Raw genomic sequence first — 21,548 nt, forward strand, 5'->3', positions numbered from 1 at the left:
AGAAAGAACCATGGCTGCAATCTCGTACAAGCAAGCGTCCTGCATCTACGACGGCGCCGACAAGCTGGCGGTGGACTCGCTCGACCTCGACATCCAGGACGGCGAGTTCGTCGTCCTGGTCGGCCCGTCGGGCTCCGGGAAATCCACCGCGCTGCGGATGCTCGCCGGTCTCGAGGAGATCGACGGCGGTGCCATCGAGATCGGCGGGAAGAACATGGTCGGTGTGCCGTCCAAGGACCGCGACATCGCGATGGTGTTCCAGAACTACGCGCTCTACCCCAACAAGACCGTCGGCGAGAACATGGGCTTCGCGCTCAAGATGCGCGGGGTCAGCCTCGAGAAGCGTCAGGCCCGCGTCGCCGAGGCGGCCCGACTCCTCGACCTCACCGAGTACCTGGATCGCAAGCCCGGCAAGCTCTCCGGCGGTCAGCGGCAGCGCGTCGCCATGGGCCGCGCGATCGTCCGTGAGCCCCAGGTGTTCTGCATGGACGAGCCGCTGTCGAACCTCGACGCCAAACTGCGGGTACAGACACGCACGCAGATCGCCGCGCTGCAGCGTCGGCTGGGGACGACCACCGTGTACGTCACCCACGACCAGGTCGAGGCCATGACGATGGGCGACCGCGTCGCGATCCTCAAGGACGGCAAGCTGCAGCAGTTCGCCGCGCCGACCGAGCTCTACGACCACCCGGTCAACGCCTTCGTGGCCGGATTCATCGGCTCGCCGGCGATGAACCTGTTCACGGTGCCCGTCGTGTCCGGCGGCCTGAAGGTCGGTGAGCGCACCGTCCCCCTCGAGCGCGACCAGCTCACCGCCATCGCCGCCGCGGGACTCGACGAGGTGACCCTCGGCCTGCGTCCAGAACAGCTCGCGATCGGCTCCGCGGACGACGACGGACTGCTGGTCACCGTCGACCTCGTGGAGGAACTGGGCAACGAGAGCTACCTCTACGCCAGCTTCGACGACACCCGGATCCGCGCCTCGGACGGCACACCGGCCACGATCGTGGCACGCTCTCCCAGGAGGGCACCCGCGCGGATCGGCGAGAAGGTCACGCTGACCAAGCAGGAGGGCACCGCGTACCTGTTCCACCCGACCTCGGGGGAGCGGATCGGGGCCTGAGCCGCAGGGGGCAAGACTCGGGTGTGGGAACGTGCCGGGAAGACCGTTCCCACACCCGTCCACCGTCGCGGGACCTCGCATGTGAGCGTGCGGCCACAGGACCGCCGGTGATTCTGCGGATCGGCAGAGTGTTCGTCGATCGCGTGTACTCACACTCGCCTGCGGGCTGTCGGTTCCTGTGGGCGTGGTCGAGCAGCACGTCCGCCGCGTCTCGCGGGTGACTCCAGGGCCACCAGTGCTTCGCGTCGACCTCCGGGACGGTCAGGTCCGGCACCCGGCGGTCGACGTCCTGGACCGGTCGACACGTTTCAGCGCACGGCACGAGGGTAGTTCGAGGCACTCGCTCTCGACACAGGAGATTCTCATGGCCCGTGCCACCCGTGCCCACCTGCTCCACGATGTCGGACTCGCGGCCTGGTTCGGCGGAACCCTCGCCAATGCCGTCGCACTGAACGAGGCGTCGTCGAACGCCGACACCGCCGCCTCCACCGGGGCTGTCACCAACGAGGGATGGGATCGGTGGACGCCGGTGAACGCCGCGGCCATCGGTGTCCATCTCGCCGGTGCGACAGCACTGCTGAAGAACGACTACGGACGTCTGAAGGCGCAGGACGCGAGCGAGCAGTTTCGTCCCGAGGAGGTCACTCGCGGCGTAGTGTCGCGCATCGTCGGCTGATCGCCCGATCCGCGAGGTCTGTCCGGGTCGCAACCGCAGAGTGGTGATGACGTGGCAACGACACCGGACGACGATACCGACGCGGGAGCCGACCAGCGCACTCCGCTGGTGCGACCGCCGAAGTTACGGACCGAGGCCGATCGCGGCGCGACCCGGCTGGAGCTGTTCTTCGACCTCGCCTACGTGCTGGTCGTGCACCAACTCGCACTCGCACTGAAGGACGACCTTCGCTGGCAGGGCATCGCCGAGTTCGCGGGAATCTTCGCCGTCACGTGGTGGTCATGGGTGACCACCACGTTGTACGCCAACAGGTTCGACACGAACGACGTCCTGTACCGATTGCTGAAACTCGCCGCCACCTTCGCCGTGGCGGTGATGGCCGCCAGTGCCGCGACGGCGGTGGGCGGCGACGGGACCGTCGCCTTCGGAGCCGGGTACATCGCGACGCGGGTGATTCTCGCCGGTCTGTATCTTCGCGCACGGCGGCACATCCCCGACGTCCGCGTCACGATCGATCTGTACCTCGCGGCCACCGGCGTCAGTATCGTGATCTGGACGGTCTCGCTGCTCACCCCGTCACCGATCACCTACCTGCTGTGGGCGGTGGGAATCGTGGTGGAGGCCGCGGCGCCGTTCGCCGCGACCCACTGGGGACCGGATGTTCCGCTGCACCTCGAGCATCTGCCGGAGAGGTTCGGGCTCTTCGTCATTCTCGTTCTCGGTGAGTCGATCTCGGCTGTGGTGCTCGGGATGCACGACACCCACTGGATGTTCTCGTCCGTCGCCGTCGCGGCACTCGGATTCACGATCGCTGCAGCCGTGTGGTGGATGTGCTTCGACATCGGCGGCGCGGAGGCCAAGACGGAGATCCAGGACGACGAGCGGGTGGTGGGCAGTGGCCGTGCCGACGGGTACGTCTACGGGCACCTCCCTCTCACCCTGGGTGTCGCTCTCCTCGGCGTCGGGATCCAGCAGTACGTCCTGCATCCCGTCGGCGAACTGACCGATGCCGGGCGCTGGGCCCTGTCCGGTGGGGTGGCGCTGTTCGTCGTCGGGATCTGCGCCGTTCTCGGCTGGAGTTCCGGCGACTGGAGAACGGTGTTCCCGTGGCCGGCGCTGGCCATTCCCGTCGTCGTCGTGCTGGGTCTCGTCGACACCAGGCTCCCGTTCGCCTCGGCCATCGTCCTCGCTGTCGGCGCGATCACGGCCGTCGTCACCGGGGTGATCCGTCGGCGCCGCAGTCCGGTCGACACGACCGAGACCTGACGCCGGGGCTATCGGTCCCGGCCGGCGTGGTCGAGCAGCACGTCCGCCGCGTCTCCCGGGTGACTCCAGGGCCACCAGTGCTTCGCGTCGACCTCCAGGACGGTCAGGTCGGGGACCCAGCGGTCGACGTCCTGGACCAGATCGGGGGAGAGGAAGCGATCCTTCAGCGGAACCACGACGAGTGTGGGTACGTCGCACCGCGGTGGTGGCCCGGACAGCATGCGCCGAATGATGTTGGCGCGGTAGAGCTCGACACCGCGCTGCATGTTCAGCGGATCCGCGGCGGGAGCGGGGTCCGCGGGACCGGCCTGGACGAACAGAGTCGGAACGTACTTTCCCAGGACCGGCACGTGGAAGCCCCAGATGTACCACGACCGGGCGAGCTGACCGAGCACCGACGGCCACTGGGTGGGCCGCAGTCCGCGCCGACGCGACGTCTCGCGGAGGTGGTCGATGCTGGGACCGGAGACGGAGGTGAACGATCCGAACACCTCGGCGGCGCGGGGATCGCGCATCGGCTCCCACATCTGCACCGAACCCCAGTCGTGGGCGAAGGCGTGGACCGCTCCGCGGAGATCGGGGATCGACTCGACCACCGCATAGGTGTCGTCGGCCAGGCGTTCGATGGCGAACGACTCGGACCGTTCCGGGTGCTCGACGACGGTGCGGCCACCACCGCGCGTGTCGTAGGCGATGACGCGGGCGCGATCACCGATGGCGTCGATCATCGGGTGAAACATGGTGTGGTCGTCCGGATACCCGTGCACGAGCAGCACCGTCGTGTCCGACTCCGGATCGCCGTACTCGAACACGGCCAGTGCGGCACCCGTCGAGTGAGCGGTCCACCTGCTGTGCGGCTCGGTCATCCTGCCTCGCTCCTTCTGTACAGCGACTCTCCTCGGAGCAGTCGCGCGACGAGGTGCAGCCGCACCTCGTCCTGCTCGGGCTGCGGATGCACCACGGCGGAGAGGGCTTCCCCGTCGAGGAGGTGTACCACCGTGAAGAGCACCGTATCGAGTTCCGCCGCGGGAATCGTGCCCGCGATCGGCAGCGAGCGTCCGAGGTCGGTGATCTCCTGGTGGTAGCGCACGGTGAACGGAATGAGACGCTCCCGCAGTGCATCGTCACTCCGGGCGGCGATGAGCAGCTCGTACCAGGCACCGTTGATCGGCGCCCGGCACGCGGCGCGCAGCAACGTCAGGCAGTGCTCGACGGACGCCGAGCCGAAGCCGGACAGCCCGGCGCGGAACTCCTCGAACTGGCGCCTCCGGACCTCGTCCGCCGCGGCCACGACGAGATCGAGACGGGTGGCGAAGTGCCGGAAGAGCGCACCCGACGACACTCCCGCGCGGGTCACCACCTCGTTGACCGTCGTGGCGGCGTAACCCTTCTCGCACAGCGACGCGATGGTCGCGTCGAGGAGTCGCGCGATGGTGTCGGTGCGGCGCTCTTCCTGCGTTCGTCTCACACGGACACGGTAGTGGCCGCAGGTGTCCTCACGCCCGCTCGCAGGAATCGGCCCGCCCGCTCGGACACCCCGAACCAGGAGGCGAATCGGCCCTCGCGATACGCGACTCGTCCGCCGACGAGCGTCGCGGTGACCGCGGTGTCGTTACGGTTGACCATGCGGCTGAGACCCCCGAATTCCGGCATAGTCTCCTCGTTGTACGCGTCGACCTCGTCCGTCAGGCCGGCGGGATTCACCACGACGATGTCGGCGCGATCGCCGAGACGCAGGTGGCCGGCGTCGACGCCGTAGAAGTCGGCGAGCTCGCCGCTGAGCTTGTGAGCCGCCTGGCCGACCGTCAGGAACGACTCGCGGGCGTCGTTCACGCGCCGCAGCAGGCGGATGCCGAAGTTGTAGAACGCCATGTTGCGCAGGTGCGCCCCGGCATCGGAGAACCCCACCGTCACACCGGGCTTCGTGATCAGCTTGTCCATCTGCTTCTGGCGATGATTGGCGATGGTGGTGTGCCAGCGTAGTTTCCGGCCGTGCTCGACCACCAGGTCGAGGAAGGCGTCGACGACGTGGATCCCCTGCTCCCGTGCCAACTCTGCGATGTTCTTGCCGATGACGGACGAGTCGGGGCATTCGGTGATGATGACGTCGCCGAAGTCTCGGTGCCACACACGGGAGGAGAACTTCTTCTCGAAGTCGGCGCGGAACCAGCGTCGATACGCCTCGTCCTTCAGCAGTTCGTTACGGCCGAGCTCCTCACGAAGGTGCAGAGCTGCTCTGCCGGAACCGAATTCCTCGAACACGACCAGGTCGATTCCGTCGGAGTAGACGTCGAACGTCGTGGGCAGGTGCTGCCAGCGGAACTGCCCCTTGCCCGGTCCGTTCACCGCAGCGGCCAGCGGACCGAAGATGTGGTGGATCCACGGCGAGGCCTTGGCGTCGGCGGCGGCCAGCAGCGAGACCTTCAGTGCGCGTCGGCCGATGCCCGTCGCGGCGCCGAGGAAGAACACCATGTCGTACTTGGTGTTCAGGTTCGGAATGCTCTGCAGCAGACGGCCGCGGCGACGCAGGATCTTGTGCAGACGCCGGAACTCCGACCACGACGCGTAGGACGACGGCAGCGAGCGCGAGCGGTATCGATCCCCGTCCAGCTTGTCCCAGGGATTGGTCATCGTGGACATGCCGAGCATGCCCGCGTCGAGTGCCTTCTCGAGAGCGTCCGCCATCTGCGCCGTCTCCTCGCGCGTCGGTCGCTGGGAGCGGTCGGTCGACCGGTCGAGTCCCATGACGTGGGCGCGCAGGTCCGAGTGCCCCACCAGCGCAGCGATGTTCGGTCCGAGCGGGAGGCGCTCGAGCGCGGTGATGTACTCCTCCGGGCCCGACCAGGTCTTGTGCGTGTCGACGGCCTTGAGCACGTGATCGCGGGGGAGGGCCTCGACGCGGCTGAACAGGTCGGCGATGTCGACGGGAGTGGAGTACAGGGTGGAGAGCGAACAGTTGCCGAGTAGCACCGTCGTCACGCCGTGGCGCACCGACTCGCTCAGGCCCGGCCCCACCAGGACCTCCGCGTCGTAATGAGTGTGCACGTCGACGAATCCCGGCATGACCCACTGGCCGGTGGCGTCGATGACCTCGGTGTCCGGTCCGACGTCGAGCGCGTCCGAGGACACGGCACGGACCACGCCGTCGACGATGCCGACATCGCGGCGAACTCCCGGCCCACCATCTCCGTCGAAGACGGTCCCGCCGCTGATCACCACATCGAAGTGCGACTCGTTCATGTGACCTCCATCACTGTGCGATGGGCTCACCGTAACTTAGAGAGTGATCACTCGCAATAGTGGGACTTCGTCCCCCGTGTGCCTTTTGCGCATCTCCGGATACGCAAAGGGCGCACGGGGCCGAAGGCCACTCAGAACGCGAGTGGACGGTGCGACTCGCGAACATAGGTCCAGGTCGAAGACGGACGCACCAGCCCCGCCGACTCGAGGTCCACACCGTCGTCGGTGATCGTCGAGGTCAGGAAGGTGCGGTCGGACTCCTCGAGGGCACGGGACTGCACCTCGGCGAACGCCTCGATCGCGATGCGGTGGTACTCGTCGAGCGGGTTCTGTCGGCCGAGTGCCCGGAGATGAATGCTCTCGCGGACATCGCCGAGGTGCGCCAGGTAGTCGGACCACGCGCGGTCGAGATGGTGGAGGACGATGCGCCGGGCGGCGCGTACGCGGGCGTCGGAGTCGACGGCCTCCAGTTCCGCGGCACGCTCGGGATTACGGGTGGTCAGCAGGTCCCACGCTTCGTCGGTGCCGAGCAGCGCGGCCCGACGCGTGTCGAGAATGTCGCGGTGCTGGGCGGTCAGCTGGTTGTACCGCCACGTGGACGCGTGGGTGTCGAGCATCGCGCCCTCCGCGACGCGCTGCGCGTGGTCGATGCGCTTGGCCGCGACCTCCGACTCGAGGAAGCCCGTGTCGTCGGGGTGGCCGGGGCGATCGCTCTTCTCCAGGTAGCGCGTCACGAGCGAGTCGTCCCAGCTGGCGAAGAACACGGAGCGGCCCGGATCACCCTGTCGCCCGGCGCGTCCCCGTAGTTGATTGTCGAGGCGCTCGGTGACGTACCGCGCGGTGCCGATCACGAGTAGGCCGCCGAGGTCGGTCACGCCGTCCCCGAGCCTGATGTCGGTGCCGCGGCCGGCGATCTGCGTCGAGACGGTCACCGCATCGCGCAGTCCGGCCCGCGCGATGATCTCGGCCTCCTCCGCGTCGTTCTTCGCGTTGAGGGCGACCACCGGCACTCCGGCGTCCTCGAGGCGGGCGGCCAGAGACTCGGACTCCTCGACGTCGTGCGTCCCCACGAGGACGGGCTGCCCCGTGGCGTGGGCTTCCAACACCGCGGCGACGACGGCCGCGTTCTTCTCGGGAGCGGTGGCGTACACGCGGTCGACCTCGTCGACGCGGACGAGAGGCTCGTTCGGCTCGACCACCGACACCCCGAGGCCGTAGAACGTCCGAAGCTGTTCTCCTGCTGCGAGAGCCGTTCCGGTCATTCCGCACACGCGGCGGTACCGACCCATCAGGGCCTGCACGGTGATGGTGTCCAGGACCTGCCCGGTCTCCGTGCGCGCCAGGCCTTCCTTCGCTTCGACCGCGGCCTGGAGACCGTCCGGCCAACGCTGCAGCTCCGCGACACGGCCGCGGGAGGCGTTGACCAGCTGTACCCGACCGTCCCGCACGATGTAGTCGACATCCCTGCGTACCAACACCTCTGCGTGCAGGGTGAGATTGACGCGCACCAACGTGGTGCCGACGTGCTCCTCGCTGTACAGATCGATCCCGCCCAGTGCGTCCTCGAGCTTCTCGGCCCCGGCATCGGTCAGGAACACGTTGCGACGCTCGGCGTCGACCTCCCAGTCGGTGTCCGCGTCGAGGGATCGCACGGCGTCGAGCACGTCGTCGGCCGACACGTCCTGATCGATCGAACCGGCGAGAACCAAGGGCACCAGAGCTTCGTCGACGAGCACCGAGTCGGCCTCGTCGACGACGGCGACGTCCGCGGTCGGGGAGACGAGCAATTCGACATCGTCTACCAGATGATCGCGCAGCACGTCGAAGCCCACCTCGTTGACCGAGGCGTAAGTGACATCGCACCCGTAGGCAGCGCGCCGCTCGTCCGCCGTCGACTCCGCCGTGATCCACCCGACCGTGACTCCGAGCGCGTCGTAGAACGGGCCCATCCACTCGGCGTCGCGTCGCGCGAGGAAGTCGTTGACCGACACCACGTGCACGTCCCTGCCCTGCAGCACGTAGGCGGCGGCCGCGACGGCGCCGGAGAGCGTCTTCCCCTCACCCGTTGCCATCTCGATGACGTCGCCCTCCAGCAGCCGCACGGCTCCGTAGAGCTGAGTGTCGAAGGGGCGCAGGGACAACGCACGATCGGACGCCTCGCGCGCGAGCGCGAGGAACGCGGGCACGTCGAGGGAGCCGGCTCCGCGCAGACCGTCGGCCGCGGCACGCAGACCGTCCGCGTCGAGGTCGCGGTGGCGGACCTCGAGCGCTCGGGCGGCATCCACGGCACCTCGCGACCGCGCATGCCCCTTCGCGACCGAACGACCGAGCAGGGACCAGAACCGTGACGCCATGTTCGCCAGGCTACCGACGGGCCCGTAGGTGCGGCCGCAAGCCGTGTGCACACCCCCAGCGGTGAGCGCACACGGTCTGCGGCCGGTGGGGAGGGGTGTGCGGTCACTAGAAGGGGTGCGCACACCCGTTGTCGCAGCGCGTCCGACGCGGGAACCGCCTCATCTGAGACGGTCGCGGCCGGACGGCTTCGAGAGGACGACGTTCACCATGGTCACCGTGGGCATCGCATGGCTGCGCGACATGCGTTGTTCGAAGGTCCATGCCACCGGCGGGCCGTCACGCAGGAGTGATGCGCCGACTCGGGAGAGGGCTCGAGTACACGACGTTGGTGGTGATGGAGCCGAGGGTGGCGAGCCGGCCGGTGACGCGTTCGAGATCCCGCATCGAGCGGGCGAGGACCTTGATGATGAAGCAGTCGTCACCCGTGACGTGATGCGCCTCGATGATCTCCGGGGTGGACGCCACCAGTGCGTCGAACGGACCGTAATTGCCCGACGGGTACGCCAGGCGGACGAATGCGGTGACGGTGTAGCCGAGCGCCTCGGTGTCGACGGTGACGGAGTAGCCGGTGATGACGCCGATGTCGGTCAGGCGACGGACGCGGTCGGCCGTCGCACTCGACGACAGGTTCACCACTCGGGCCAGATGTGCAACGCTCGCGCGCCCGTCGCTCTGCAGCTCGTCCAGCAGTCGCCGGTCGATCTCGTCGACTTCGGGGTGTGAATTACGCGGCACAACGGAAACGATACCGGCCGATCGACGCCGGATCGTGCGATCAGCCGGTGATCACCACTTCTCTCAGTCGCCCGAACAGGATTGGCTGAGGTCATGGAACAGACACCGTCCGCCGCCGACTTCTTCGCCGCGAAACTGAGGTTCGAGACTGATCCCGCCGATCTCGCCGCCGAGCGTTCCCGCGGTGCGGGGCCGCTGGTCATCGACGTTCGTTCGGACGCGTCCTGGAGTGCGGGACGCATTCCCGGAGCGGTGCACATCGTCGGGGCCGATCTGGGCACGCGCATCGCCGAGGTGGAGCCGGATCGCGACGCCGACATCGTCGTCTACTGCTGGGGACCGGGATGCAACGGCAGCACCCGAGCGGCCCTGGCGCTCAGTCGCCTCGGCTACTCCCGCGTGCGGGAACTGATCGGAGGATTCGAGTACTGGGCACGGGAAGGTTTCGCCGTCGTGTCCGACACCGGACGTACACGGCGAGCACCCGATCCGCTCACCGCTCCGACGACGTGACCTCACTCAGCCACCTGGACACGAGCTCGACGGCCTCCGGCGCGGCCACGGCCGTCGCGTGGTCGTACCCGCGGAGCTCTTCGTACTCGGCGCCAGCGATCAGCGATGCGGTGCGACGGGTGTCGTCGATACGCTGGACGTCGCGGGAGCCGACGTAGAACAGTGTCGGCGCCGTGATGGCGCGGACGGCGTCGTCGGCGATACCGGGATCGTCGTCCGATGCCCGGAAGTAGGCGGCCAACGCTTCGGAGTCGTTGCGCAGGAACGCGGCTCGGGTGCCGGAGTCGACCGGGAAGCCGCGGCGGTTCGCCCACTCGTCGACGAACCCGTCCATTCCCCGTTCGGCGAGGACGTCGGCGCTGCCGTCGAAGAACAGGCTGTCCAGCGCGCCCTTCTGCGGCCCCGATCCGGCTCCGCCCACGACGAGTGATGCGACACGCTGGGGAGTGCGGGTGACCAGATTGAGGCCGGACCGCCCGCCGAACGAGTAGCCGACGTAGTGCGCGGCGGCCACGTCCGCCGCGTCCAGGACGGCGACCAGATCCTCGCTGACACGGTCCATCGAGTAGGCCTCGACGTCGCGAGGAGCCTCGCTCCGGCCATGTCCACGCTGGTCCACGAGGATCAGGCGGTACCGGTCGCGTAGCGCACGGACGTAGCCGAAGGTGCGCCAGATCTGGTGCGACAACAGGCTGCCGTGCACCAGCATCACCGGCGGGCCGGTGGGGTCACCCGTCACCGACCAGGCGATGCGGGTGCCGTCCACCGGGTTCGTCGCGAAGTCCACGGTGCCATGGTCGCAGGTGGGCGATCTCAGGTGGACGTCGAGGTGAGCCCGTCGGCGGTCAGATCGACCCGTCGCGTGATCCCCAGCGCATCGAGGAACGCCTCGTCGTGGCTTACCACGATCAGCGCTCCCCGATACGACGACAGCGCCGTGCTCAGGTGCGTCCTCGACGCGACATCCAGGTTGTTCGTCGGTTCGTCGAGAATGAGCAGCTGCGGAGCCGGATCGGCCAGCAGCAGCATCGCCAGTGCCGCCCGCACCCGCTCCCCGCCCGACAGCGTGCGCACCACCGCGTCTGCGCGCCGACCGCGGAAGAGGAAGCGAGCGAGCCGAGTTCGGATGTCGGTGTTCGACGTGTCCGGCGCCGCGCGGCGGACGTTCTCCACCACGGACGCGTCGTCGTCGAACACGTCGAGGGATTGCGGCAGCACCGCGGTCGGCACCGACGACGCCAGAGATCGCAAAAGCGTCGTCTTGCCGACTCCGTTGTCCCCGACGAGCGCGATGCGTTCCGGGCCGACGACGGTGAGCTCGACCGTCCTGTCCGGGTACCGACCGTCCAGATCGAGCAGCATCTCGCCCGTCGACGCCACCGACTTCGACGCGTGCACCGCCGTCTCGGGCAGGTCCACCACGATCTCGGTGTCGTCACGAATCATCTCGTGCGCCTCGTCGGCGCGGGCGCGGGCATCCGCCACACGGTCCTCGTGTCCGATGCGGTACTTGGCTGCCGACTCCTGTGCGGCGCTGCGCCGGTTGTGGGCGACGATCTTCGGTACCCGCTTCTCGCGAGATGCCTTCTCTCCCATCCGTCGCCGGTGGGCCACGGTGGTCTGCGCCTCGACCAGATCCCGCTTCTGCCGGCGCAGATCCTGATCGGCCGACCGCGCCGCGGACCGCGCCGCCTCCTGCTCGCCCTCCACGACGCTCCGGTAGTGCGTCCAGTTCCCGCCGAACATCCGGAGCGACGCGGGCGACGACCGTACCGAGTGGAGTTCGGCGATGTCGTCCATGGTGTCGAGCAGGCCCTGGTCGTGACTCGCGACGACGACGGCGCCGGAGAACTCGTCGAGTACTCGTCCCAGAGCGGAGCGAGCTCGTTGGTCCAGGTTGTTCGTCGGTTCGTCGAGAAGCAGGACGGAGGGCCGCCGGATCACCTGACCGACGAGTGCGACGAGCGTCGACTCGCCCCCCGACAGGGTTCTCATCGGTCGATCGAGATCTGCTGCCGTGCCCAGACTCTCGCCGAGGCCGGCCGAGTCGAGCAACGCGAGAGTGCGCTCCTCGACGTCCCAGTCCGTCCCGACGACGGTGAAGTCGTCGGGATCGGTGCTGCCGTGCTCGATGCGTGCCAGGGCCCGTCGGACGTCTCCGATGCCGAGGAGATCGGCGACGGTGTCCGAGACGTTCATGACCACCTGCTGGGGAAGATGGCCGACGGTGCCGGTGACGCGCACGGACCCGCGCTGCGGTCGATACCGCCCGGTGATCAGGTGCAGCAGAGTGGATTTGCCCGCTCCGTTGGTGCCGACGAGGCCGGTCCGGCGCGGCATGAACGATGCGTCCAGGCCGTCGAGGACAGGCCGGCCGTCGGGCCAGGAGAAGGTGAGATCGGAGAGAACGACGGAGGGTGATATTGACATGGAGCACCTCGAGAGGAGTGTCGTGCCACCGCGACGTGCGCGTCGGTGGGATCCGCACTACTTACGAGAGGAGCAACTGCCTGTCCGTTCGTCGGGGACGATGAGCTACCAACTCTAGGTCGGCAGCGCAGAACGGTCAACAGAGATGTCGAATACGGCTGTGAATCAGTCGGTCTCGTCGTCCTGAGTGTGAGTGTTCCGGACGTCGGGTCCCTGGGCCCGCAGGTCGTCCACCTTCGCCATGGCCTCGCGCAGTTCTGCGAGCCACGGGTCGATGTGATCGCCGGTCAACCGCACGGCCCAGGCGAGAGCATCGGCGCGCGAGCGTGCGACGCCGGCGTCGACGAGCGTGTCGAGCACCTTGCGCTCCGGCTGACGCAGTCGAGTCATGACCGGCACCGCGAGGTGGGTGAAGAGGGTGGTGTCGCCGTCGATGGTGACACCCCAGGCGACCTTGCGGCCGTAGCGTGCCTCGGCCTCGTCGGCGATACGCATCCGATCGTCGCGGGTGGACTCGCGGAATCGAGCGATGCGGCCCTCGGCGCCGGCATCGGACTCGGGGGCGTTCAGCTCGCCGATCACGACGATCTCCTCACGGTCGACCTCGACCGTGGCGGTGCCGTCGAACCAGTCGTCGGGCAAGCGGCCGAGGAACCACTGTTCCGCATCGCCTGCGTCGGGTACGTCTTTCTGCTGCCATCCGCCGGGCCGGCCGACGCGTTCGCCGCGCTTTGCGCCGCGACCGCGGCCGTGTCCGTGGGGTCCACCGCGCCGGGGTGCGTCACCTCGACCGAAGGGACTGGAGGGTCGTTCCCCGAAGGGGAAGGTGTCATGGGGATTCATGATGTTCTACTTTCTTCAGTGGCGCGATTACTTGATTACAACGCCAGTGATTACAAGATTACACATGTCGCGCCGAGCGTCAAGAGTTCGTCGCGTCGTGTGACCGACGGATCGGTGGGGCACTATCAGTGCGTGCCTTCGCTGATGTCTCGACCGTCCCGCCGATTCGGCCCTTCCACCAGCAGCGGACTCCGTCTCGCCGCCGCGACCATCGCGGTCGCGCTCGCCGCCACCGCGTGCAGTGCCGACGAGCCCCCGGCGTCCCGTGTGACGGCCGATCGGTTCGCCGAAGCGCTGAGCACACAGAACGTGGGCGCCGCGGCAGAGTTGACCTCGGATCCGGCGGCAGCGACCGCGGTGCTCACCCAGATGTACGACGGACTCGGCGGTGGCGGAACAGTCACGGCGACACCGCGGTTCACGGTGAGTCAGGCAGACGACGAGCAGCAGACGTTCACACTGTCCGCCTCCTGGTCCTTTGCACCGCCCGAGGATGCGGAGGCACCCGCGACCGGCACCGCATCCGCGACGGCGACCACCACGGCAGCTCCCACCACGTCGGCCCCGGCGGACGCGGAACGCGTCTGGACCTACACGACGACCGGATCCGTCGCCGACGGCGGACAGGGGCTGAAGGTCACCTGGAACCCGGGTGTCGTCGTACCGGGCCTGACTCCGGAGACGACGGTTCGGTACACGCCCGTCACCGCGTCGACCGCGCCTCGCGTCGTCGACACCTCGGGAGCGCCACTCATGTCGCAGCAGGTGGTGACGCTGGTGAATCTCGACCAGACCGCCGATCCCGGCGCCGTCGCGGCACTGGTGTCGCCGTTCGCGCCGACGGTCACGGCGGAATCCCTTCGTGACGCGCAGTCGAGCGCTCCGTCGGTGACGGCCGTGAGCCTGCGGCAGGAGGATCTCGCCCCCATCGAGTCCCTGCTCTCCGCCTTGCCCGGCGTCACTCTGGCGCCGCAGACGCGGCTCCTGACCGAGAATCGCGCACTGTCCTCTCCCGCGCTGAACGACGTGGCGCAGCTGTGGCAGGAGCAGCAGGACGCCACCGCCGGGTGGGCCGTGCAGTTGGTGGCCGCCGACGGTTCCGTCGCCCAGCGGGTGACCGGCGTCGAGGCGACCGTCGGCCCGGACATCCAGGTCACGCTCGACACACTGTTGCAGCTCAAGGCGGAGAACGCTCTCGCGTCGACAGCGAACGCCGCGGCCGTCGTGGCGATCCGGCCCTCCACCGGAGACGTCGTGGCCGTCGCGCAGAACTCGGCCGCGGACGCGCAGGGCCCGATCGCCCTCACGGGCCTGTACCCGCCGGGCTCCACCTTCAAGACCGTCACCACCTCGGCGGCACTGCAGGCGGGCACCGTCACCCCCACGACCGTGGTGCCGTGCCCCGGATCCGCGAACATCGAGGGCCGGACCATCCCCAACGACGACAACTTCGACCTCGGATCGGTTCCGCTCCAGACGGCATTCGCGCGTTCGTGCAACACCACCATGGGTCAGCTGGCCGTCGATCTGCCCGACGACGCGCTGCAGCAGGCGGCCCTGCAGTTCGGGCTCGGCGTCGACTACCTGACACCCGGGCTCACCACCGTGACCGGCAGCGTTCCGCCCGCGACGACGCCGGCCGAGCGCGTCGAGAGCGCGATCGGGCAGGGCACCGTCACCGCGTCCCCGTTCGGCATGGCACTGGTCGCGGCGTCCATCGCGGACGGATCCACCCCGTCGCCGACCATGATCACCGGACGACCCGGTACCGCGGATCGCACCGTCGCAGCCCCGCCGGCGGAGGTGACCGACCAGCTGCGCGCCATGATGCGGGAGACGGTCACCGCCGGTACGGCGACGCAGTTGCAGGACATCGACGGACTGCTCGGTAAGACCGGCACCGCCGAGGTCGCGAGCGGCCCGGCGCACGGCTGGTTCGTCGGCATCCGCGGTGACCTGGCGTTCGCCGTGTTCGTCGAGGGCGGCGACTCCTCCGCGCCGGCGCTGACGGTGGCGGGATCCTTCCTGCGCTGAGTGGCCTTCGGCCCTGTGCGCCTTTTGCGCACCCCTGGATACGCACAAGGCGCACGGGGTGACCGGATCGTGACCGGTCCGAGTGCTCACCGTGCTGTGTTACTGGTGTGACTCATGTGATTATTGGGGCATGGTTCTGCGTTCCAGGTACGTCGTCGCGCTGCTCGCAGTGTTCGTGTCGCTCGCGACCGTCGCCTCGTTCGTGGTGAACAAGCCTCGCAGCGAGGCGGCGGTGCTGGTGGACCGGTTCGTCGCCGCCCTCGATCAACGTGACGTGGCCGCGGCCGCCGCGCTGACCTCCTACCCCAATGCCGCGGCCCAAACGATCGGCGCCATGTTCGACTCGATGGGGCCCGGAGTCTCGACGAGCCGCATGTCGCAGTACATCGGCCTGGACGACGAGTCCGGCTTCTTCACCGTCGACTCCACCTGGTCGTTCGGCGAACCCCGCGGCCAGGACTCGCGCGAGTGGCGCGTCACCACCCAGGGGTCGACGCGCAAGCTCGGCGTCGGCTGGCGCATCTCGTGGGATCCGTCGATCCTCGCCCCGGAACTGCGTGCCGGTGGGTCCGTCCGCTACGCCCGCACCGATGCACCCGCACCGCGCGTGCTCGACGCCTCGGGCGCCGTGATGATGGCGGAACAGAACGTCGCCTCCGTGCGGCTCGATCCCTCCGCGACCTCCGACCTGGCCGACACGACGTCCCGCCTCGCCGACGTCATCGACGTCGTGGCGCCGCTGATCACGTCCGAGTCGCTCCAGGCCGATGTCGCGGCGGACCCCGGTGCCGTGATCACCGCCGTGAACCTGCGTGCCGACGACTACGCCGTGCTGGAGGACGACCTGCGTGCGATCCCCGGTGTGGTCCTCTACGCGGAACCCAAGCTCATCGCCGGTGACCGGCGGCTGACGTCGCCGGTGCTGGACTCGCTGCGGACCGTGTGGCAGGACTCCCGCGACGCCACCGCGGGTTGGGCTGTCGAGGTCGCGGACACCGACGGCGAGACCACCCGCCTGGCAGGGTTCCAGGGTCCGGGATCACCCGACATCACGTCCACTCTCGACCCGGCCGTGCAGCTCGCTGCGGAGACCGCCGCCGTCAGCGTCGGGACCCCGGCCTCGATCGTGGTCATGAAGCCGTCCACCGGCGCCGTCGTCGCCACCGCGCAGAACAGTTACGCCAACGACGAGGGCACGCCGGCGTTCACCGGCCTCTATCCCGCCGGGACGCTCGTGGACGTGATCCAGGCGTCGGCCGATCGCCAGAAGATCGGATTCTCCGACGCCGCACGCCAGTTCGGCTTGGGTACCTCCTTCGACATCCCCGGTCTCGACGCCGTCACCGCCTCGCTCCCCGACGGCCAGTCGGCGGTGGACCAGTTCCGCGGTGTCAGCCGGACGTCGTCCGTATCCGGCATGACGGTGACACCCTTCGGCCTCGCCGAGATGGCGGCGGCCGTCGCTCGCGGATCGGCACCGGCTCCGATGATCGTCGGCGGCGCACCGGCGACGGTGTCCGGTGCGGGCTCGCCCGTCGCCCCGGCCGTGCTGACCTCGCTGCGGAACACACTGCGTGACAACGCCCGCAGCGAAGGTGTCAGCGATCCGTCGGTCACCGGGCTCGCCGGGGACAACGGAGACGATCGCTGGTTCCTCGGCACCAAGGGCGATCTGGCCTTCGCGGTCTACATCGAGGACGCCGACGGAACCGATGCCGCGGCGCGCATGACGAACATGCTGATGCGCGAGATGGCCTCGCCCTCGGAGTGATCACCGGCTTGCTACGTTTCACCCCGTGACCGTCACCGAGTTCGTCCTGCTGATCGCGGCGGGCTTCGGTGCCGGAGTCATCGGCTACATCACCGGCCTGGCGTCGCTCGTGTCGTACCCCGCGCTGCTGGCGGTGGGGCTGCCACCGGTCGCGGCCAACGTGACCAACACCGTGGCGCTCGTCGGGGCCGGTGTGGGTGCCACCGCGTCGTCGGTCAAAGAGCTTGCCAAGAGCGGTCGTTCGCTGCTCTGGCTCACCCTGTGGGCCGCGCTGGGCGGCATCGCGGGAGCCGTAGTCCTGCTGCGCGCGCCGGGGGAGACGTTCGAGGCGGTCGTGCCGATCCTGGTCGTTCTCGCATCCGTCGCCATGCTGCTGCAGCCGCGGATCCGCGTCCTCGCCGGTGACCGGACCTTCCCGGTGCTGTATCCGAGCGCGATCTTCCTCGTCGCGATCTACGGCGGCTACTTCGGCGCGGGTGCGGGCGTCATCTTCATGGCCCTGACGCTGATCTGCACGGCCGAACCCGTCTGGCGCGCAACGCTCCTCAAGAGCTACCTGCTGGGCGTGGCCAACCTGGTCGCCGCGGTGATATTCGCGTTCTCCGGCCAGGTGAACTGGCTCGCCGCACTGGCGATGGGAATCGGCACCATCGCCGGGGGAACGCTCGGCCCGCGCATCGTGAGACACCTTCCGCCGAATCCGCTCCGGATCGCCGTGGCGCTGTGCGGGTTCGGCCTCGCAGCGTGGCTGTGGCTGGGCTGAGGAACTGTGTGGGTCAGGCGCGACGACGCTGCGCGAGGCGGGCGACGAGACGCCACCCGAGCAGGAACACCGCCAGCGTCACCGTCGCGACCACGATGAAGCTGAAGGCCGTTCCCTCGCCGGACACCTGCCGAAGCACCATGCCCACGACCACGGCGCCGATCCACGCGAGCACCCCGGTGGGGACCAGGGACACCGCGACGAACTTCTCGCGGTACAGCGCGTAGGTCACCGCCCATCCCACGGCGAGGCCGACGAGGAACGGCCAGGCCGTCGACAGTGTGCCCCCGACGGTCACGCCCTCCTCGTGGCTGCCTCGGCCGATGGCGCTGAAGACGAGGACGAGAACGACGTCGATCACCGCCGGCACTGCGAGGGCCGACAGGGCGGGAGTGCGGGTGCGCGCGGGCATGCCACCAGACTACGAGGCGCCGAGACGCGGAAAGACCCGCACCGGCGCCGGCTGTGCGGGCGTCGAGCGGGTCTTTCCGGGAGGAGATCAGGCCTGGTGGCCGGCCTCGATCTCGAGCAGCAGGCCGATCTTGTCGCCGACGACGGCGCCGCCACCCTCGAGGGGCATGTCGATGCTGATGCCGAAGTCCTTGCGGTTGATCGTGGTGGTGGCCTCGAAGCCGGCGACCGGTCCGTTGCCCATGCCGGCGTTGACACCGTTGAACTCGACGTTCAGATCGATGGACTTGGTCACGCCGTGCAGCGTGAAGTCACCGGTGAGCACGAAGTCGTCGCCCTTGGCCTTGACCGAGGTGGACCGGAAGGTGGCAGTGGGGAACTTCTCGACCTCGAAGAAGTCGGCGGTCTTGAGGTGGCCGTCGCGCTGCGCGTTGTCGGTGGTGATGGAGGCGACGTCGATCTCGGCGTCGATGGTGGGCGCGCCGTTCTCGTCGACCGTGATGGTGCCGGTGAAGGTCTGGAAACGGCCACGGACCTTGCTCACCATCAGGTGGCGGACGGTGAACCCGACGGTCGAGTGGGTGGCATCGATGGCCCACGTGCCGGCGGTGAGCTGGGGGACGGACACTGCTGCAGTCATGACGAACTCCTGTGTGGTTGAAGGTTCAAGCCTCACAGTACACAACCGGACCGCGGTCCGCATCTATTCCCGCGGAGGAGAATCCTTGCCGAGCGGGTGGGTGGCCGACGGCTGTTCCGTCCGCTCCCGAAGTTCCGTCCGCTCGCGCTGCTCGACGGCGAGATCGAAGTGCAGGTCCTCGTGCTGATGCTTGCGGAACAGGATCATGAAGACGACCCAGCCGACGAGTGCCACCAGGATGAAGCTGACCAGGCGATACACCAGTGCGGACGCGACCGCTTGTGACGCGCTGATGCTGGCCGCGGTGGTGAGGGTCGCGATGAGAGTGGCGTCCACGATGACCAGACCACCGGGCGCACCGGGGATGGACCCCACCGTCTTGCTGGCCGAGAAGGCGATGAGGAGCCCGTAGATCTTCGGATCCGCGCCGATGGCGTAGCAGGCGAACCCGAGGCACGCGACGTCCGCGAGACGGTGCACCGCGGAGAAGCCGAGCGACACCGTGCCGTCGCGGGCACCGAGGCGTACCGACTTCACCTGCTCGACGATCTCGTCCAGCCGGGCCATGCCCGTGTCGGGATCGTTGTTGCGCAGCGAGTTGTACTTCGACAGCCCCCACCGGCCGATACCCACGATCGACTGGGGGTGGGAGCGGACGTAGCGCACGCCGGCGATGAGGGCGATCACGCCGGCGACGGGGACGATCAGTGCGAGGGTGTTGGCGCTGCCGCCGACGAGGAAGGCTCCCGTCACGCCCAGGACAGCCAGCCCGAGCGCGGCGATGACGCCGGAGATGGCGAGCTGCCACGACGCGACCACCGGGCTCGCGCCCCAGCGGCGTGTCTCGCGGTACGTGAACGCTGTGGAGAAGACCTGGCCGGCCGGCAGTGTCAGCGCCATGGCGGTGCTGCCGTAGATGACGGAGAGCGAGCGTCGCTGCGATACGCGGACACCGCCCGCGCGCAGCAACTGCTTCTGGACACGCGCGAACGCGGACAGTGAGATCGCTTGCATCACGACGCAGGCCGCGGCCCATCCCCAGTGGATCTCGGTGAGGGCGCGCCACGACTCGTGCAGGCGCGGCCACAGGTAGACACCCTCACCGACCAGCAACGCCACGAGGGCGACCGCGGCCACCCAGCGCAGCCATCGCCATCTGCCACCGGCGCGGGGCGACCCAGCGGATCGGCCCTGCTCCGGAACTACCACGGCACCGAGAGTAACGAACGGTGCCGACGATCAGCGCGGATAGTCGACCGGGGAGGCCAGGTGCGTCGCGCGACGCCGTCCGCGCAGCTGCACCTTCTCGCCCAGTTCCCACTCGGACTGCTCGTCCTCGTCGGCGAAGTACAGTGCCGACGTCGACGCGAGAACCCGACTGGGAGTGAACTTCGCGAGTTCCGTCAGGCGCGACGCCTCGTTCACGGGATCACCGATGACGGTGTACTCGAAGCGTTCCTTGGCGCCGATGTTTCCCGCCACCGCCAGTCCGGCCGACACGCCGATGCCGATGTCGAGTCCGGCGATCTCGGTGAGCTCGCTGCGCAGTTCCCGCGCCGCGGACAGTGCCGCGGTGGGTGCGTCCGGGCGATCCAGGGGCGCGCCGAAGATGGCCAGCGCCGCGTCGCCCACGAACTTGTTGACGAAGCCGTGGTGCCGGTCGACCACGTCGACGACGACGCGGAAGAAGTCGTTGAGCAGGTCGACGACCTCGCCGGGCGGACGTTCGGAGGCGGCGGCCGTCGAGCCGACCATGTCGACGAACAGCACCGCGACGAATCGGGTCTCGCCGCCGAGCTCGGTGCCGAACTTGAGGGCGCGCCGCGCGACGTCCTCACCGACGTGCTGCCCGAACAGCTCGCGCAGGACTGCACGCTCCGACGCGTCGGCCATCATCCGGTTGAAGCCGACCTGCAGACGGCCGATCTCACTGCCGTCGAACACCTCGACCTGGACCTCGGTGTGGCCCTCCTGCACCTTCTCGATGGCGCGGCGCAGCTGACGGATGGGATCGGAGATCTGGCTGGCGGTGAGCATCGACAGACAGAACGCCTGAATGATCGCCAGCACGCAGAGCAGGCTGATGGCGATGGCCAGCGAGTCGGGGGAGAAGACCAGGTCGGTGGTCAGCTGGGTCGCGCACAGCAGCAGGATTCCGACGACGGGGATCAGTGTGCCCAGTCCCCACGTCATAGCCATGCGTGTACCCACACCGGGCGTCATCGTGCGGTCGAAACTGCCCTCGCTGAGCGCCTGCGCGGCGACGGGCCGGAGGATGCGTTCGCCCAGCATGTAGGTGAAGCCGAAGGTGATCGCCGCGGACATGGCGACCGTCACCGCGACGGCCACCGCGAGCGACGGCATCTCCGACGCGGTGAGCAGCATGAAGATGACGCCGCCCACGATCCAGAGCACCAGGTGCACGATGGCCTGGCGCAGCGGTGCGTGCAGGGCGGCCATCTGCTCGGATCGACTGGGCGGTCCACCGCGGATCTGCCACCGCATGACACTGCGCAGCATGACGGCGGCGGTCGCGAGGCTGACGACGGCCGCGAAGAGCAGGTACGCCCCGAAGATGAAGACATTGCGCACCCGATCGACGACGATCGACTCGTTCTCGGGAATGGGCAGCCCGTACCGGACGAAGGCGAACACCAGGATCGCGCCGAGCAGATTGGCCAGGAGCATCGACGCGAGGTACAGCGGCCAGCGACTTCTCAGGGTCAACGAGACCGCACGTAGAAGCGT

The 21,548-nt window shown here is 68.6% G+C and carries 19 protein-coding genes; 7 read left to right on the forward strand and 12 right to left on the reverse strand.

Going from position 1 to position 21,548, the window contains the following annotated elements:
• Nucleotides 1–10: 10 nt before the first annotated feature.
• From QE449_RS02345 to QE449_RS02355, 3 genes are all read left to right on the forward strand, one after another.
• On the forward strand, nt 11–1,123 hold the full coding sequence (locus QE449_RS02345; RefSeq protein WP_027506158.1) for an ABC transporter ATP-binding protein: 1,113 nt from the start codon (nt 11–13) through the stop codon (nt 1,121–1,123).
• A gap of 364 nt (nt 1,124–1,487) precedes the next feature.
• Complete coding sequence (locus QE449_RS02350; RefSeq protein ID WP_307108122.1) at nt 1,488–1,799, forward strand: hypothetical protein; 312 nt, start codon at nt 1,488–1,490, stop codon at nt 1,797–1,799.
• 51 nt (nt 1,800–1,850) lie between these two features.
• Entirely contained in the window at nt 1,851–3,065 is a 1,215-nt protein-coding gene (locus QE449_RS02355; protein ID WP_307108123.1) for a low temperature requirement protein A, read from the forward strand.
• Between the two features lie 8 nt (nt 3,066–3,073).
• Here QE449_RS02355 and QE449_RS02360 read toward each other — a convergent pair whose 3' ends face one another.
• The 5 genes from QE449_RS02360 to QE449_RS02380 all read right to left on the reverse strand — a co-directional run bounded on the left by QE449_RS02360 (nt 3,074) and on the right by QE449_RS02380 (nt 9,395).
• Nucleotides 3,074–3,931, reverse strand: coding sequence for an alpha/beta fold hydrolase (locus QE449_RS02360; protein ID WP_222632210.1), 858 nt, complete (start codon nt 3,929–3,931; stop codon nt 3,074–3,076).
• Nucleotides 3,928–4,533 carry a TetR/AcrR family transcriptional regulator gene (locus QE449_RS02365; protein ID WP_307108124.1) on the reverse strand — a complete coding sequence of 202 codons (606 nt, stop codon included), beginning with the start codon at nt 4,531–4,533 and terminating at the stop codon, nt 3,928–3,930. The genes QE449_RS02360 and QE449_RS02365 overlap by 4 nt, the downstream gene beginning before the upstream one ends.
• Nucleotides 4,530–6,305 (reverse strand): amidohydrolase family protein, encoded by a 1,776-nt coding sequence (locus QE449_RS02370; protein WP_307108125.1) that lies wholly within the window; start codon nt 6,303–6,305, stop codon nt 4,530–4,532. The genes QE449_RS02365 and QE449_RS02370 overlap by 4 nt, the downstream gene beginning before the upstream one ends.
• A 131-nt stretch (nt 6,306–6,436) precedes the next feature.
• Nucleotides 6,437–8,659, reverse strand: a complete 2,223-nt coding sequence (gene secA2 / locus QE449_RS02375; protein ID WP_307108126.1) for an accessory Sec system translocase SecA2 — start codon at nt 8,657–8,659, stop codon at nt 6,437–6,439.
• Nucleotides 8,660–8,936: 277 nt separating this feature from the next.
• Nucleotides 8,937–9,395, reverse strand: coding sequence for an Lrp/AsnC family transcriptional regulator (locus tag QE449_RS02380; RefSeq protein ID WP_307108127.1), 459 nt, complete (start codon nt 9,393–9,395; stop codon nt 8,937–8,939).
• Between the two features lie 93 nt (nt 9,396–9,488).
• Here QE449_RS02380 and QE449_RS02385 point away from each other — a divergent pair, with 93 nt between their 5' ends.
• On the forward strand, nt 9,489–9,908 hold the full coding sequence (locus tag QE449_RS02385) for a rhodanese-like domain-containing protein (protein WP_307108128.1): 420 nt from the start codon (nt 9,489–9,491) through the stop codon (nt 9,906–9,908).
• On the opposite strand, the gene QE449_RS02390 is transcribed toward QE449_RS02385, so the two are convergent.
• From QE449_RS02390 to QE449_RS02400, 3 genes are all read right to left on the reverse strand, one after another.
• Entirely contained in the window at nt 9,889–10,695 is an 807-nt protein-coding gene (locus QE449_RS02390; protein WP_307108129.1) for an alpha/beta fold hydrolase, read from the reverse strand. The genes QE449_RS02385 and QE449_RS02390 overlap by 20 nt on opposite strands.
• A 26-nt stretch (nt 10,696–10,721) precedes the next feature.
• Nucleotides 10,722–12,338, reverse strand: a complete 1,617-nt coding sequence (locus tag QE449_RS02395; RefSeq protein ID WP_307108130.1) for an ABC-F family ATP-binding cassette domain-containing protein — start codon at nt 12,336–12,338, stop codon at nt 10,722–10,724.
• 165 nt (nt 12,339–12,503) lie between these two features.
• On the reverse strand, nt 12,504–13,181 hold the full coding sequence (locus QE449_RS02400; protein WP_285186766.1) for a hypothetical protein: 678 nt from the start codon (nt 13,179–13,181) through the stop codon (nt 12,504–12,506).
• A 132-nt stretch (nt 13,182–13,313) separates the two neighbouring features.
• Between QE449_RS02400 and QE449_RS02405 the strand changes: the two genes are divergently transcribed.
• From QE449_RS02405 to QE449_RS02415, 3 genes are all read left to right on the forward strand, one after another.
• On the forward strand, nt 13,314–15,215 hold the full coding sequence (locus tag QE449_RS02405) for a penicillin-binding transpeptidase domain-containing protein (RefSeq protein WP_231476384.1): 1,902 nt from the start codon (nt 13,314–13,316) through the stop codon (nt 15,213–15,215).
• 130 nt (nt 15,216–15,345) lie between these two features.
• Entirely contained in the window at nt 15,346–16,986 is a 1,641-nt protein-coding gene (locus QE449_RS02410) for a penicillin-binding protein (RefSeq protein WP_027506167.1), read from the forward strand.
• A gap of 25 nt (nt 16,987–17,011) precedes the next feature.
• Entirely contained in the window at nt 17,012–17,749 is a 738-nt protein-coding gene (locus QE449_RS02415; RefSeq protein WP_027506168.1) for a sulfite exporter TauE/SafE family protein, read from the forward strand.
• Between the two features lie 13 nt (nt 17,750–17,762).
• On the opposite strand, the gene QE449_RS02420 is transcribed toward QE449_RS02415, so the two are convergent.
• The 4 genes from QE449_RS02420 to QE449_RS02435 form a co-directional block, all read right to left on the reverse strand.
• Nucleotides 17,763–18,161 (reverse strand): DUF3054 domain-containing protein, encoded by a 399-nt coding sequence (locus tag QE449_RS02420; protein ID WP_222632196.1) that lies wholly within the window; start codon nt 18,159–18,161, stop codon nt 17,763–17,765.
• Nucleotides 18,162–18,248: 87 nt separating this feature from the next.
• Complete coding sequence (locus QE449_RS02425; protein ID WP_027506170.1) at nt 18,249–18,800, reverse strand: YceI family protein; 552 nt, start codon at nt 18,798–18,800, stop codon at nt 18,249–18,251.
• 63 nt (nt 18,801–18,863) lie between these two features.
• Entirely contained in the window at nt 18,864–20,009 is a 1,146-nt protein-coding gene (locus tag QE449_RS02430) for a YbhN family protein (RefSeq protein WP_307108131.1), read from the reverse strand.
• 30 nt (nt 20,010–20,039) lie between these two features.
• Complete coding sequence (locus tag QE449_RS02435) at nt 20,040–21,488, reverse strand: adenylate/guanylate cyclase domain-containing protein (RefSeq protein ID WP_037186160.1); 1,449 nt, start codon at nt 21,486–21,488, stop codon at nt 20,040–20,042.
• Nucleotides 21,489–21,548: the final 60 nt, after the last annotated feature.

Source organism: Rhodococcus sp. SORGH_AS_0303, assembly GCF_030819335.1.
GTDB lineage: Bacteria > Actinomycetota > Actinomycetes > Mycobacteriales > Mycobacteriaceae > Rhodococcoides.

What these genes read in the sequence shown, in the direction of transcription:
- QE449_RS02345 (WP_027506158.1), top strand. Translation starts at nt 11, where the DNA reads ATGGCTGCAATCTCGTACAAGCAAGCGTCCTGCATCTACGACGGCGCC.
- QE449_RS02425 (WP_027506170.1), bottom strand. Translation starts at nt 18,800, where the DNA reads ATGACTGCAGCAGTGTCCGTCCCCCAGCTCACCGCCGGCACGTGGGCC.
- QE449_RS02350 (WP_307108122.1), top strand. Translation starts at nt 1,488, where the DNA reads ATGGCCCGTGCCACCCGTGCCCACCTGCTCCACGATGTCGGACTCGCG.
- QE449_RS02360 (WP_222632210.1), bottom strand. Translation starts at nt 3,931, where the DNA reads ATGACCGAGCCGCACAGCAGGTGGACCGCTCACTCGACGGGTGCCGCA.
- QE449_RS02395 (WP_307108130.1), bottom strand. Translation starts at nt 12,338, where the DNA reads ATGTCAATATCACCCTCCGTCGTTCTCTCCGATCTCACCTTCTCCTGG.
- QE449_RS02385 (WP_307108128.1), top strand. Translation starts at nt 9,489, where the DNA reads ATGGAACAGACACCGTCCGCCGCCGACTTCTTCGCCGCGAAACTGAGG.
- QE449_RS02410 (WP_027506167.1), top strand. Translation starts at nt 15,346, where the DNA reads ATGGTTCTGCGTTCCAGGTACGTCGTCGCGCTGCTCGCAGTGTTCGTG.
- secA2 (WP_307108126.1), bottom strand. Translation starts at nt 8,659, where the DNA reads ATGGCGTCACGGTTCTGGTCCCTGCTCGGTCGTTCGGTCGCGAAGGGG.
- QE449_RS02435 (WP_037186160.1), bottom strand. Translation starts at nt 21,488, where the DNA reads ATGCTCCTGGCCAATCTGCTCGGCGCGATCCTGGTGTTCGCCTTCGTC.
- QE449_RS02420 (WP_222632196.1), bottom strand. Translation starts at nt 18,161, where the DNA reads ATGCCCGCGCGCACCCGCACTCCCGCCCTGTCGGCCCTCGCAGTGCCG.
- QE449_RS02400 (WP_285186766.1), bottom strand. Translation starts at nt 13,181, where the DNA reads ATGAATCCCCATGACACCTTCCCCTTCGGGGAACGACCCTCCAGTCCC.
- QE449_RS02370 (WP_307108125.1), bottom strand. Translation starts at nt 6,305, where the DNA reads ATGAACGAGTCGCACTTCGATGTGGTGATCAGCGGCGGGACCGTCTTC.